12 protein-coding genes are annotated in these 13,328 nt (G+C 67.5%); 10 read left to right on the top strand and 2 right to left on the bottom strand.

The window, feature by feature from the left end:
• The first annotated feature begins 245 nt into the window (after nucleotides 1-245).
• The 4 genes from trxA (at nucleotide 246) to MRAB57_RS24860 (ending at nucleotide 3,399) form a co-directional block, all read left to right on the top strand.
• Entirely contained in the window at nucleotides 246-596 is a 351-nt protein-coding gene (gene trxA / locus MRAB57_RS24875; protein WP_077089716.1) for a thioredoxin, read from the top strand.
• A 12-nt stretch (nucleotides 597-608) separates the two neighbouring features.
• Nucleotides 609-1,454, top strand: coding sequence for an enoyl-CoA hydratase (locus MRAB57_RS24870; protein ID WP_173814055.1), 846 nt, complete (start codon nucleotides 609-611; stop codon nucleotides 1,452-1,454).
• A 37-nt stretch (nucleotides 1,455-1,491) separates the two neighbouring features.
• Nucleotides 1,492-3,120 carry an ABC-F family ATP-binding cassette domain-containing protein gene (locus MRAB57_RS24865; protein ID WP_077089714.1) on the top strand — a complete coding sequence of 543 codons (1,629 nt, stop codon included), beginning with the start codon at nucleotides 1,492-1,494 and terminating at the stop codon, nucleotides 3,118-3,120.
• A gap of 87 nt (nucleotides 3,121-3,207) precedes the next feature.
• Complete coding sequence (locus tag MRAB57_RS24860) at nucleotides 3,208-3,399, top strand: helix-turn-helix domain-containing protein (RefSeq protein ID WP_077090834.1); 192 nt, start codon at nucleotides 3,208-3,210, stop codon at nucleotides 3,397-3,399.
• Here the strand turns inward: MRAB57_RS24860 and MRAB57_RS24855 are convergent.
• Nucleotides 3,396-3,989 (bottom strand): TetR/AcrR family transcriptional regulator, encoded by a 594-nt coding sequence (locus MRAB57_RS24855; RefSeq protein WP_077089713.1) that lies wholly within the window; start codon nucleotides 3,987-3,989, stop codon nucleotides 3,396-3,398. The two genes, MRAB57_RS24860 and MRAB57_RS24855, sit on opposite strands and share 4 nt — an antisense overlap.
• Nucleotides 3,990-4,008: 19 nt before the next feature.
• A complete protein-coding gene (gene acnA / locus MRAB57_RS24850; RefSeq protein ID WP_173813967.1) occupies nucleotides 4,009-6,825 on the bottom strand; it encodes an aconitate hydratase AcnA in 2,817 nt (938 codons plus the stop codon).
• Nucleotides 6,826-7,022: 197 nt separating this feature from the next.
• On the opposite strand from acnA, the gene MRAB57_RS24845 reads away from it, so the two are divergent.
• From MRAB57_RS24845 to MRAB57_RS24820, 6 genes are all read left to right on the top strand, one after another.
• A complete protein-coding gene (locus MRAB57_RS24845; RefSeq protein WP_077089711.1) occupies nucleotides 7,023-7,574 on the top strand; it encodes an Rv1476 family membrane protein in 552 nt (183 codons plus the stop codon).
• Between the two features lie 232 nt (nucleotides 7,575-7,806).
• The gene (gene ripA, locus MRAB57_RS24840) at nucleotides 7,807-9,234 is read left to right on the top strand and encodes an NlpC/P60 family peptidoglycan endopeptidase RipA (protein ID WP_077089710.1); all 1,428 of its coding nucleotides are present in this window, start codon (nucleotides 7,807-7,809) and stop codon (nucleotides 9,232-9,234) included.
• Between the two features lie 27 nt (nucleotides 9,235-9,261).
• Nucleotides 9,262-9,996: an NlpC/P60 family peptidoglycan endopeptidase RipB gene (gene ripB, locus MRAB57_RS24835; protein ID WP_077089709.1), complete on the top strand. Its 735-nt coding sequence runs from the start codon at nucleotides 9,262-9,264 to the stop codon at nucleotides 9,994-9,996.
• 158 nt (nucleotides 9,997-10,154) lie between these two features.
• Nucleotides 10,155-11,288, top strand: coding sequence for a chaperone MoxR1 (gene moxR1, locus MRAB57_RS24830; protein WP_077089708.1), 1,134 nt, complete (start codon nucleotides 10,155-10,157; stop codon nucleotides 11,286-11,288).
• Nucleotides 11,289-11,332: 44 nt separating this feature from the next.
• Nucleotides 11,333-12,244: a DUF58 domain-containing protein gene (locus MRAB57_RS24825; RefSeq protein ID WP_108638137.1), complete on the top strand. Its 912-nt coding sequence runs from the start codon at nucleotides 11,333-11,335 to the stop codon at nucleotides 12,242-12,244.
• A gap of 46 nt (nucleotides 12,245-12,290) precedes the next feature.
• Nucleotides 12,291-13,298 (top strand): VWA domain-containing protein, encoded by a 1,008-nt coding sequence (locus MRAB57_RS24820; RefSeq protein ID WP_077089706.1) that lies wholly within the window; start codon nucleotides 12,291-12,293, stop codon nucleotides 13,296-13,298.
• The last annotated feature ends 30 nt before the right edge of the window (nucleotides 13,299-13,328 follow it).

The following is a 13,328-nucleotide window of genomic DNA, read 5'->3' as shown; positions in this document are numbered from 1 at the left end:
CGGGAATCCGGCTAAGCCGGCGGCTCTGGAAATCCCAATACCATTCGGCTGCAACGTAATTCACCTCCGCAAACCATCGCGGCCCGGCGCGAGAACGGGGGTTCGGGGGATCGGTCGGGGCCAACCGCCGAATGACGTCAGCCGGCCGCCGCGGAAATGCCCTCAGCTGTGACGTATTCCACACCAGCGCGACGGACGTGCCGCGGGGCAGGGAACATCGCGGCACCCCCGACCGTTGACCGAATGTGACAACACGTGATCTCACCGCAGAACAGTTCAACGAAACCATCGAGGGCAACGACATCGTCCTGGTCGACTTCTGGGCTTCCTGGTGCGGACCATGTCGCCAGTTCGCGCCCACTTTCGCCGCGTCGTCGGAGAAACACCCCGACATCGTGTACGCCAAGGTCGACACCGAGGCCGAACAGCAGCTCGCTGCGGCCGCCCAGATCCAGTCGATCCCGACGCTGATGGCGTTCAAGAAGGGCAAGCTGGTCTTCAACCAGCCCGGGGCGCTGCCCGCGCCGGCCCTCGAGGACCTGGTGCAGCAAATCAAGGACTTCGACGTCGACGCGGCGGTCGTAGAGCAAGCCTGACGCGTCGCTCGAATAGGCGCACGCCGAGGTCCGCGCTACCGTTCACGGGTGAGTTTGGTACTCGTTGAACAGCCGCGACCCGGCGTCGCGCTGATAACCCTGAACCGGCCAGAGCGAATGAACTCCATGGCGTTCGACGTCATGGTGCCGCTGAAAGAGGCCCTCGACAAGGTCAATTACGACAACTCGGTGCGGGTGGTGGTGCTGACCGGCGCGGGCCGCGGTTTCTCTTCGGGCGCCGATCACAAGTCCGCGGGCTCGGTCCCGCACGTCGACGGGCTGACACGGCCCACCTATGCGCTGCGCTCCATGCAGATCCTCGACGACGTCATCCTGGCGCTGCGGCGGCTGCACCAGCCGGTGATCGCGGCGGTCAACGGCGCCGCCATCGGCGGTGGGCTGTGCCTGGCGCTGGCCGCCGACATCCGCGTCGCCTCCACCGGCGCCTACTTCCGGGCCGCCGGCATCAACAACGGGTTGACCGCGAGCGAGCTCGGCCTGTCCTACCTGTTGCCCAGGGCCATCGGTTCGTCGCGCGCCTTCGAGATCATGCTGACCGGCCGCGACATCAGCGCCGAGGAGGCCGAACGCATCGGGCTGGTGTCCTGCCAGGTGCCCGAGGAGCAGCTGCTGGACACGTGCTACGCGATCGCCGCGCGCATCGCGGCTTTCTCCCGGCCGGGAATCGAGTTGACCAAGCGCACACTCTGGAGCGGGCTGGACGCCGGTAGCCTGGAAGCACACATGCAAGCCGAAGGCTTGGGACAGCTTTTCGTCCGATTGCTCACCGCCAACTTCGAAGAAGCGGTTGCCGCGCGCGCCGAGCGCCGGCCCCCGGTGTTCACCGACGACAAGTGACGACGGCCGAACAGAAACCTGAACGAGGAGAGCGATCGTGATCACCGCCACGGGCCTTGAGGTCCGCGCCGGCGCGCGCATCCTGCTCTCACCCGACGGTCCCGATCTGCGGATCCAGCCCGGTGACCGCATCGGGCTGGTCGGACGCAACGGCGCGGGCAAGACCACGACGCTGCGCATCCTCGCGGGCGAGAGCCAGCCATACGCCGGGACGGTCACCAGCACGGGCGAAATCGGTTACCTGCCGCAGGATCCCAAAGAGGGCGATCTCGACGTGCTGGGGCGCGACCGGGTGCTGTCGGCCCGCGGGCTCGACGTGCTGCTCACCGACCTGGAGAAGCAACAGGCGTTGATGGCCGAGGTCGCCGACGACGCCGCGCGCGACCGCGCGATCCGCCGCTACGGTCAGCTCGAGGAGCAGTTTGTCGCGCTGGGCGGCTACACGGCCGAAAGCGAGGCGGGCCGCATCTGCGCCAGCCTCGGCCTGCCCGAGCGGATCCTCACCCAGCCGCTGCGCACGCTGTCCGGCGGACAGCGCCGCCGGGTGGAACTGGCGCGAATCCTGTTCGCCGCGTCCGAATCCGGGGCCGGATCGTCGACGACGCTGCTGCTGGACGAGCCGACCAACCACCTCGACGCGGACTCGATCGGCTGGCTGCGGACATTTTTGCAATCGCATACCGGCGGGGTGGTGGTGATCAGCCACAACGTCGAGCTGATCGAGGATGTCGTCAACCGCGTGTGGTTCCTGGACGCCGTCCGCGGCGAGGTCGACGTCTACAACATGGGCTGGCAGAAGTATCTCGATGCCCGGGCCACCGACGAACAGCGCCGCCGCCGCGAACGCGCCAACGCCGAACGCAAGGCCGCTGCGCTGCGCACCCAGGCGGCCAAGCTGGGCGCCAAAGCCACCAAAGCCGTTGCGGCCCAGAACATGCTGCGTCGTGCCGACCGCATGATGGCCGCGCTGGACGACGAGCGGGTCGCCGACAAGGTGGCCCGGATCAAGTTCCCGACGCCCGCCGCCTGCGGCCGAACGCCGTTGGTGGCCAAGGGGCTGAGCAAGTCCTACGGGTCGCTGGAGGTGTTCACCGGTGTCGACCTGGCCATCGACCGCGGCTCGCGGGTGGTGGTGCTGGGGCTCAACGGTGCCGGCAAGACGACGCTGCTGCGCCTGCTGGCCGGCACCGAGACGCCCGATACCGGAGGCCTCGAGCCCGGACACGGTTTGCGCATGGGCTATTTCGCGCAGGAGCACGACACCATCGACAACGACGCGACGGTGTGGGAGAACATCCGGCACGCCGCGCCCGAGTCGGGCGAGCAGGAACTGCGCGGTCTGCTGGGGGCATTCATGTTCAGCGGCCCGCAGCTCGAGCAGCCGGCGGGCACGCTGTCCGGCGGCGAGAAGACCCGGCTGGCGCTGGCCGGCTTGGTGGCGTCGACCGCCAATGTGCTGCTGCTCGACGAGCCGACCAACAACCTCGATCCCGCGTCGCGCGAACAGGTTCTCGACGCGCTGCGCAGTTACCAGGGCGCGGTGGTGCTGGTGACGCACGACCCCGGGGCGGCCGAAGCCCTCGACCCGCAACGGGTGGTGCTGCTGCCGGACGGCACCGAGGACTACTGGTCCGACGAATACCGCGACCTCATCGAACTGGCCTGACGCCGATTTCCCGAAAAGCCGCCACGGCGTCGGCGGTTTGTTCTTACTCTGGGTGCTTGCCCTCGTGTTTCAAGCGTGGAGGTCCCCGTGCGAAAGTCGAAAAAGACCCGCGATGAGTTGATACTTGAACTACGCAGCGCCTACGAGCGCGGAGCCAGCATTCGCACGCTGGTGGCCTCCACCGGCAGATCGTACGGCTCGATTCACAGCATGCTGCTCGAATCGGGCACCACCCTGCGGGGCCGCGGCGGCCCCAACCACATCACGCGTCCGCGCTAGCCGGTTTCGTCGCTCTGCTTCCCAGATTCCTTGCGGCGCACCGAATTCTCCACCAGATCCAGGACCGCTGCCAGTCGCTGCGGATCCTCGCCGGAAGCCAGCCGGGCGACCAATCCGTCCAGCACCAGTTCCAGGTAGCACTGCAGCACCTCGCCGGGAACGTCGTCGCGCACCCGGTGCGCTTCCTTCTGCCGGCGCAGTCGCTCGGTGGTCGCCGCCGCCAATTCGGCGGAGCGCTCCGCCCAGCCGCGGTTGAACGCCGGGTCGTTGCGCAGCTTGCGCGCGATCTCCAACCTGGTGGCCAGCCAATCGAACTGGTCGGGTGCGGCCAGCATGTCGCGCATCACCTGGATCAGGCCCTCGCGGGAGGCCACGTCGGCCATCCGCTCGGCATCCTCGTGGGCGAGCGCGAAAAACAGCGCGTCCTTGTCCCGGAAGTGATGGAAGATCGCGCCGCGCGACATTCCGATCGCCTGTTCCAGCCGCCGCACGGTCGCTCGGTCGTAACCGTGTTCGGCAAAGCAACGGCGGGCACCGTCGAGGATCATCTGGCGGCGGGCCGCAAGATGATCCTCGCTGACTTTTGGCACGGGAACGCTTGGTCTGCCGCTAGCCCGACTTGAGCATGTTGCGCAGCACGTACTGCAAGATGCCGCCGTTGCGGTAGTAGTCGGCCTCGCCGGGGGTGTCGATGCGCACCACCGCGTCGAATTCGATGGCGTCCGAACCATCCTTGGTGGCCTTGACGCGCACCGTCTTTGGCGTCTTGCCCTTGTTGAGCTCTTCGATTCCGGTGATCTCGAAGACCTCGGTGCCGTCCAGCCCCACGTCCTTGGCGGACTTGCCGTCGGGGAACTGCAACGGAATCACGCCCATGCCGATCAGGTTGGACCGGTGGATGCGCTCGAACGACTCGGCGATCACCGCGCGCACGCCCAGCAGCCTGGTGCCCTTGGCGGCCCAGTCGCGCGACGAGCCCGATCCGTACTCCTTGCCGCCCAGCACCACCAACGGAATATCTTGTGCCGCATAGTTTTGCGCCGCGTCGTAGATGAAGGCCTGTGGGCCGTCATCCTGCGTGAAGTCGCGGGTGTAGCCGCCCGAAACGTCGTCCAGCAGCAGGTTGCGCAACCGGATGTTGGCGAACGTGCCGCGAATCATCACCTCGTGGTTGCCGCGCCGTGAACCAAAGGAGTTGTAGTCCTTGCGGTCCACGCCGTGCTCGTCGAGGTACTGCGCGGCCGGGGTGCCCGGCTTGATGCTGCTGGCTGGGGAGATGTGGTCGGTGGTCACCGAATCACCCAGCAGCGCCAGCACCCGCGCGCCGGTGATGTCGGCGACCGGCTCGGGCTTGGCGGGCATGCCCTCGAAGTACGGGGGCTTGCGCACGTACGTCGAATCGTCGCTCCACTCAAAGGTATTGCCGCTCGGCGTGGGCAGGTTGCGCCACCGCTCGTCACCCTTGAACACGTCGCCGTAGTTCTTGGTGAACATCTCGGAGTTGATCGCCGAGGCGATGGTGTCGGAGACGTCCTGCTGCGACGGCCAGATGTCCTTGAGGAAGACGTCCTTGCCGTCCTTGTCCTTGCCCAGCGGCTGCTTCTCGAAGTCGAAGTCCATGGTCCCGGCCAGCGCGTAGGCGACCACCAGCGGCGGTGAAGCCAGGTAGTTCATCTTCACGTCCGGGTTGATGCGGCCCTCGAAGTTCCGGTTACCCGACAGCACCGCGGTCACCGAAAGGTCGTTGTCGTTGATGGCCTTCGAGATTTCGTCGGGCAGCGGACCGGAGTTACCGATGCACGTGGTGCAGCCGTAACCGACGAGATAGAAGCCGAGCTTCTCCAGGTACGGCCACAGGCCGGACTTGTCGTAGTAGTCGTTGACCACCTGGGAGCCGGGCGCCATCGTCGTCTTCACCCACGGCTTGGACGTCAGCCCCTTTTCGACGGCGTTGCGGGCCAACAGCGCGGCGCCCAGCATCACCTCGGGGTTGGAGGTGTTGGTGCACGACGTCACCGCGGCGATCACCACCGCGCCGTGGTCGAGCACGAACTCGCCGCGCTCGTCGGACTTCACTTCCACCGGGTTGCTGGGGCGGCCCTTGGAATGCGCTGCCGCCGAGTGCACCTCGGGCATGTCGTCGGCGTGTCCGTTCGACACGGAGGCCGGGTCGCTGGCGGGGAACGTCTCCTCGACCGACTCGTCGAGCTTGGAGTAGCCCTGATCGCCGTCACCGTCGACGTAGCTGTGGATGTGCTCACGGAACGTGGACTTGGCCGCCGACAACGCGATTCGGTCCTGGGGGCGCTTAGGTCCTGCGATCGACGGCACCACCGTGGAGAGGTCGAGCTCGAGGTACTCCGAGAACGCCGGCTCGTGCTCGGGGTCGTGCCACATGCCCTGTTCTTTGGCGTAGGCCTCGACGAGCGCCAGCTGCTCCTCGCTGCGGCCGGTGAACTTCAGGTAGGAGATGGTCTCCTCGTCGATCGGGAAAATGGCTGCGGTGGAACCGAATTCGGGGCTCATGTTGCCCAGCGTCGCGCGGTTGGCCAGCGGCACTTCCGAAACGCCCTCGCCGTAGAACTCGACGAACTTGCCGACCACGCCGTGCTTGCGCAGCATCTCGGTGACGGTCAGCACCACGTCAGTGGCCGTTACGGCCGGCTGAATCTCGCCGGTCAGCCTGAAGCCGACCACCCGCGGAATCAGCATCGACACCGGCTGGCCCAGCATCGCGGCCTCGGCCTCGATGCCGCCCACGCCCCAACCGAGCACGCCCAGGCCGTTGACCATGGTGGTGTGCGAGTCGGTGCCCACACAGGTGTCGGGGTAGGCCACGCCGTCGCGGTCCATCACCACGCTGGCCAGGTATTCGATGTTGACCTGGTGCACGATGCCGGTGCCCGGCGGCACCACCTTGAAGTCGTCGAAAGCGCCCTGGCCCCAGCGCAGGAACTGATAGCGCTCGCCGTTGCGCTCGTACTCGATCTCGACATTGCGCTCGAAGGCGTCGGCCGTGCCGAACAGGTCGGCGATCACGGAGTGGTCGATCACCAGGTCGGCGGGCGCCAGCGGGTTGACCTTCTCGGGCTTGCCGCCGAGGTCGCCGATGGCCTCGCGCATGGTGGCCAGGTCGACGATGCACGGCACGCCGGTGAAGTCCTGCATGACCACGCGGGCCGGCGTGTACTGGATCTCGATGCTGGGGTCCGCCTCGGGATCCCAGTTCGCAATAGCCTCGATGTGGTCCTTGGTGATGTTGGCGCCATCCTCGTTGCGCAGCAGGTTCTCGGCGAGGACTTTGAGGCTGTAGGGGAGTTTCTCGGTGTTGGGGACGGCGTCGAGACGGTATATCTCGTAAGACTTTTCGCCGACCTTCAGGGTGTTGCGGGCTCCGAATGAGTTCACAGATTCTGTACTAGTCACATCAACTCCCTGGGATGAAGTTTTTCCGCCGACGGGCCGTGTGGGCGGTGCGGTGCTACCTTAACAGTACGCTTGTCCTGTATAAAAGTGGCACCCTATTTCAGTCTTGTCGCACGGGGTGCCCGCGTAAACCTCGGGGATCGCGCTTCGGACAAGTCGCGTACCGTGCCTGTAGCACAGCGGCAGGGAGGTAAACCGTGACCGGGCCAGATTCTTTCGCCCCAGCACCGCTCTACATTCCGCAAGACGTCGACATGACCGCGGTCAAAGCTCAGGTCGCGGCGTCCGGGGTCAGTGCGTCCCCCGATGCCAAGCCGGCCTTGCTCGACATCGTCAACCAGGCCCACGCCGAGGGCATCGACCTCAAGATCGTGCTGCTCGACCACAACCCGCCCAACGACACGCCGCTGCGCGATATCTCCACGGTCGTCGGCGCGGACTACCCGGACGCCACCGTCCTGACGCTGAGCCCGAGCTACGTCGGCACCTACAGCACGCACTATCCCCGGGTGACGCTCGAGGCGGGCGAAGACATCGCCAAGACGGGCAACCCGGTGGTGTCGGCGCAGCATTTTCTGCACGAGCTCAATTCGCCCGAATTCCCCTGGACGGGGCTGACGATCGTCTTGTTGATCGGCGTGCTCGCGGCGGCCGTGGGTGCCCGGTTCCTGCAATTGCGCAGTGGGCGCGCAGCAACCTCGGCGCCGGGGTCCGGCGCTGCCCCCGCGGAGCCCGAAGACACCGTCTAACACCCTCATCCGGCCTCGGCCGGTTTCATCTGGCGGCGTGTCACCGCTTATCGGCAAATGCCGCAGGTCACCGTTCGGTCACATTAAACGCACGTAGAAGGTTCTTTTTGTGACGAGCATTTCCCCGCCGTCGCATGTGACGTACGGTGCAAATGATGCTCGTGTTGTCTCTGGCGCTTATAGATAAAACTGTGGTTGGCGCCGCCGTCCGCGTACAGCCGTAGGGGAGCTAATGGGACGCAAACTCTGGGGCTCGTCCGCGCGACCGGCCGCCCGCCTGGTCCGCCCGGTCGTGCCGTCGGTGGTGAGCGTGGCCATGCTCGTGTGCACACCCGGTCTTGCGCAAGCTGGTCCGAGCGCCGACAGCATGGCCGCGCTGATCGCCAACGTCGCCAAGGCCAATCAACGACTGGAGAACCTGGGCGCCGAAATTCAGGCCGAGCAGGAGGGCGTCAACAAGTCCTTGGTCGACGTGGAGACCGCGCGCGACGCCGTCACCACCGCCCAGCACGACCTGGAGACCAGCCAGCAGTCGGTCAGCGACGCCAACTCCGCGATCGCCGCGGCCCAGCAGCGGTTCAACACCTTCGCGGCGGCCACCTATATGAACGGTCCCTCCGGCAGCTACCTGACCGCGCGCAGCCCCGAGGACATCATCGCCACCGAGAGCGCCGCCCGGACGCTGTCGACGAGTTCGCAGAACGTGATGGACAACCTGCAGCGCGCCCGCACCGAGCAGGTGAACAAGGCGTCGGGGGCGCGGCTGGCCAAGCTGAAGGCCGACAAGGCCGCCACCGACGCGAAGACGAGCCAGGACGCGGCGGTCGCCGCGCTGACCAACTCGAAGCAGAAGTTCGACGAACAGCGTGAGCAGGTCACGCGCCTGGCCGCCGAGCGCGACGCGGCCCAGGAGAAACTGCAGCAGGCCCAGCTCGCCTCGGCCACCTGGTCGACGGGCGGCGGCCCCACCTCGGGTGACCGCTGGGATCCGGGCGCGCCGGCCTCGTCGCAGCCGGTCGGCGGCCGCAAGTGGGACGGCTGGGATCCCACGCTGCCGATGGTGCCGAGCGCCAACATTCCGGGTGACCCGATCGCGGTGATCAACCAGGTGCTGGGCATCTCGTCCACCTCGACGCAGGTCACCGCGGGCCTGGGGAAGAACTTCCTGCAGCAGCTCGGCATCCTCAAGCCCGACGACACCGGGATCACCAACGCCGCCCCGGGTGGGGTGGGGGGCCGCATTCCGCGCGTCTACGGGCGGCAGGCCAGCGAATACGTGATCCGCCGAGGGATGTCGCAGATCGGTGTTCCCTACTCGTGGGGTGGCGGCAACGCGGCCGGCCCAAGCCACGGCATCGACTCCGGCGCCGGCATCACCGGCTTCGACTGTTCGGGTCTGGTCCTGTACTCGTTCGCCGGGGTCGGCATCAAGCTGCCGCACTACTCGGGCTCGCAGTACAACCTGGGCCGCAAGATCCCGACGTCTCAGATGCGCCGCGGCGACGTCATCTTCTACGGCCCGGGCGGTAGCCAGCACGTGACGATCTACCTCGGTCAGGGCCAAATGCTCGAGGCCCCCGACATCGGGTTGAAGGTGCGGGTGGCGCCCGTGCGTACCAGCGGCATGACGCCCTACGTGATCCGCTACATCGACTATTAAACGAGGATGACTACTAATCGGGGAGCTATGCGGCACAAGCGCTTTCGCCTGACCAACTTGGCCTGGATCACCGCTGCGGTGACCGGGCTGTTGTTGTCTGTCGCGGCCCCGACCCCGCTGGCTGGCGCCGACCCCGGCGGGTGGGACCCCACACTGCCGGCACAGGTCAGCGCCGGCGCGCCGGGCGATCCGCTGGCCGTCGCCAACGCGTCGCTGCAGGCCACCGCGCAGGCCACCCAGACGACGATGGACCTGGGCAGGCAGTTCCTCGGCGGCCTCGGGATCAACATCCTTGGCGATCCGCCGCCGGCGGCCGCGGCGCCCACCAACCCGGGCGGCAAGATCCCGCGGGTCTACGGTCGGCAGGCCATCGAGTACGTGATCAAGCGGATGGGCTCGCAGATGGGCGTGCCGTATTCGTGGGGCGGTGGCTCGCTGGACGGTCCCAGCAAGGGCGTGGGCGACGGCGCGAACATCAACGGCTTCGACTGCTCGGGCCTGATGCGCTACGGCTTCGCCGGTGTCGGCGTGCTGATCCCGCGGTTCTCCGGCGACCAGTACAACGCCGGGCGGCACATCCCGCTCGACCAGGCCAGGCGCGGCGACCTCATCTTCTACGGCCCCGGCGGCGGCCAGCACGTCACCATGTACCTCGGCAACGGCCAGATGCTGGAGGCCTCCGGAAGCGCCGCCAAGGTGACCGTGAGCCCGGTTCGCAAGCCCGGCATGACGCCGTACCTGACTAGGATCATCGAGTACTGACCCGCGCGTGCTGGCGAATGTGAGGTGTCCGCCGGCGAACCGCAACGTCGACGGAATCCGACGGGCCTGGAATAGTTGGACGCGGGCACGTCGCTGCCCCACGACATCGGTCGTGAGAAGCAGTCGTGTCCTGTCGGTTGAGCCGAGAGAGAGATGTGATGACAGCAGCAGGTGGGCCGCCCCCGGGCGCCAGCGGTTACCCGGGCCAGGGCGGGCAGTCTGGCCCCGGAGCCCACGAGGCCCCCTCGGGAGGCGCCGACGGATTGGCTGCCGAGGTACACACCCTGGAACGCGCCATATTCGAGGTCAAGCGCATCATCGTTGGCCAGGACCAACTGGTCGAGCGGATGCTGGTCGGCCTGCTGGCGAAGGGCCACGTGCTGCTCGAAGGTGTCCCCGGGGTGGCCAAGACCCTGGCCGTGGAGACCTTCGCGAAGGTGGTCGGCGGGACGTTCGCCCGCATCCAGTTCACCCCCGACCTGGTGCCCACCGACATCATCGGTACCCGCATCTACCGGCAGGGCAAGGAAGAGTTCGACACCGAGCTCGGCCCGGTCCACGTCAACTTCCTGCTGGCCGACGAGATCAACCGTGCACCGGCCAAGGTGCAGTCGGCGCTGCTCGAGGTGATGGCCGAGCGTCAGGTGTCGATCGGCGGCAAGCGATTCCCGCTGCCCAGCCCGTTCCTGGTAATGGCCACGCAGAACCCGATCGAGCACGAGGGCGTTTACCAGCTGCCCGAGGCGCAGCGCGACCGCTTCCTGTTCAAGATCAACGTCGGCTACCCCACGCCCGAAGAAGAGCGCGAGATCATCTACCGGATGGGCGTCAAACCGCCGCAGCCCAAGCAGATCCTGGACACCGGCGACCTGCTGCGGCTGCAGGACATCGCGGCCAACGTCTTCGTCCACCACGCGCTGGTCGACTACGTGGTGCGCGTCGTCACTGCGACCCGCCATCCCGAGCAGCTCGGTATGAACGACGTGAAGACCTGGATCTCGTTCGGGGCGTCGCCGCGTGCGTCGCTGGGCATCATCGCTGCCTCGCGCGCCCTGGCCCTGGTTCGGGGCCGCGACTACGTGATCCCGCAGGACGTCGTCGAGGTCATCCCCGACGTGCTGCGCCACCGGCTGGTGCTGACCTACGACGCGCTCGCCGACGAGATCGGGCCCGAGATCGTCATCAACCGTGTCCTGCAGACTGTTGCCCTGCCACAGGTGAATGCCGTTCCCCAGCAAGGGCATTCGGTTCCGCCGGTGATGCAGGCCGCGTCGGCGGCTAGCGGTCGGTGACCGATCCCAACCCCGCTGCGAAGCGTGCGGTGCATCCGCCGTCGATGCAGCGCGGGCAGATCGACGATCCCAAGCTGACGGCGGCGCTGCGCACCCTCGAGCTGACGGTGCGGCGCAAGCTCGACGGTGTGCTGCACGGTGACCACCTCGGCCTGATTCCCGGGCCGGGTTCGGAGCCGGGGGAGTCGCGCGAGTACCAGCCGGGCGACGACGTCCGCCGGATGGACTGGGCGGTCACCGCCCGCACCACGCACCCCCATGTGCGGCAGATGATCGCCGACCGCGAGCTGGAGACCTGGCTGGTGGTCGACGTCTCGGCCAGCCTGGACTTCGGCACCACGAGCTGTGAGAAGCGCGACCTGGCCGTGGCCGCCGCGGCCGCGATCACCTTCCTCAACAGCGGCGGCGGCAACCGGCTCGGCGCGCTGGTCACCAACGGGGCCGACATGGTCCGGGTGCCGGCGCGGTCCGGGCGCCAGCACGAGCAGACGCTGCTGCGCACCATCGCGACCATGCCCAAGGCCCCGGTGGGCGTGCGCGGCGACCTCTCCATCGCCATCGACGCGTTGCGCCGCCCGGAGCGGCGGCGCGGTATGGCGGTGATCATCAGCGACTTCTTGGGACCGATCAACTGGATGCGGCCGCTGCGCGCGATCGCGGCCCGGCACGAGGTGCTGGCCATCGAGGTGATCGATCCCCGCGACGTCGAGCTGCCCGACGTGGGCGACGTCGTCCTGCAGGACGCCGAGACCGGGGTGACCCGCGAATTCACCATCGACACGCACCTGCGCGACGACTTCGCCAAAGCGGCGGCGGCCCACCGCGCCGAGGTGTCCCGCACGATACGTGGTTGCGGCGCACCGGTTTTGACGCTGCGCACCGACCGCGACTGGATCGCCGACATCGTCCGCTTCGTCGAGTCTCGCCGCCGCGGGGCGATGGCAGGACGCCAGTGACTTCAGCTTCTCCGAAGGCTGGCATCGCTACTGAGACCGGTCTTCTATGACGCTGCCGTTCCTCGGGCCGACGTCGCTGTCCGGCTTCGACCACGCCTGGTTCTTCCTTTTCTTCCTGGTCGTCGCCGGGCTGGTCGCGCTGTACGTGCTGATGCAGTTGGCGCGCCAGCGGCGCATGCTGCGGTTCGCCAACATGGAGCTGCTGGAAAGCGTCGCGCCCAAGCGGCCCACCAAGTGGCGGCACGTGCCGGCGCTCCTGCTGGTGGCGTCGCTGGCGCTGTTCACCATCGCGATGGCGGGGCCCACCAACGACGTTCGGGTGCCGCGCAACCGCGCGGTGGTGATGCTGGTGATCGACGTGTCGCAGTCGATGCGCGCCACCGACGTCGCGCCCAACCGCATGGCGGCCGCGCAGGAGGCGGCCAAGGAGTTCGCCGGTGAGCTGACCCCGGGGATCAACCTCGGGCTGATCGCCTACGCGGGGACCGCGACGGTGTTGGTGTCGCCGACGACCAACCGCGAGGCGACCAAGAACGCGCTGGACAAGCTGCAGTTCGCCGACCGCACCGCCACCGGGGAGGGCATCTTCACCGCGCTGCAGGCGATCGCGACGGTCGGGGCGGTGATCGGTGGCGGGGACTCTCCGCCGCCGGCGCGCATCGTGCTGTTCTCCGACGGCAAGGAGACGATGCCGACCAACCCGGACAACCCCAAGGGGGCGTTCACCGCCGCGCGCACCGCCAAGGACCAGGGCGTGCCGATCTCGACGATCTCGTTCGGTACGCCGTACGGCTTCGTCGAGATCAACGGCCAACGCCAGCCCGTGCCGGTCGACGACGAGACGCTGAGAAAGGTCGCCACGCTCTCGGGCGGAAATGCATACAGCGCCTCGAGCCTGCAGGAGCTCAAGGCCGTCTACGCCTCGCTGCAGCAGCAGATCGGCTACGAGACCATCAAGGGCGACGCGAGCGTCGGCTGGCTGCGACTGGGCGCGGTGGTGCTGGCCCTGGCCGCGCTGGCGGCGCTGCTGATCAACCGGCGACTGCCGGGCTAGGTCCGCCTTCCCCGCGAGCGTAACGCCACG

This window comes from Mycobacterium rhizamassiliense (assembly GCF_900157375.1).
Lineage (GTDB): Bacteria > Actinomycetota > Actinomycetes > Mycobacteriales > Mycobacteriaceae > Mycobacterium > Mycobacterium rhizamassiliense.
This window is presented reverse-complemented; position numbering and strand designations above follow the sequence as displayed.

What these genes read in the sequence shown, in the direction of transcription:
- ripB (WP_077089709.1), top strand. Translation starts at nt 9,262, where the DNA reads ATGCGGCACAAGCGCTTTCGCCTGACCAACTTGGCCTGGATCACCGCT.
- MRAB57_RS24820 (WP_077089706.1), top strand. Translation starts at nt 12,291, where the DNA reads ATGACGCTGCCGTTCCTCGGGCCGACGTCGCTGTCCGGCTTCGACCAC.
- moxR1 (WP_077089708.1), top strand. Translation starts at nt 10,155, where the DNA reads ATGACAGCAGCAGGTGGGCCGCCCCCGGGCGCCAGCGGTTACCCGGGC.
- ripA (WP_077089710.1), top strand. Translation starts at nt 7,807, where the DNA reads ATGGGACGCAAACTCTGGGGCTCGTCCGCGCGACCGGCCGCCCGCCTG.
- MRAB57_RS24825 (WP_108638137.1), top strand. Translation starts at nt 11,333, where the DNA reads ATGCAGCGCGGGCAGATCGACGATCCCAAGCTGACGGCGGCGCTGCGC.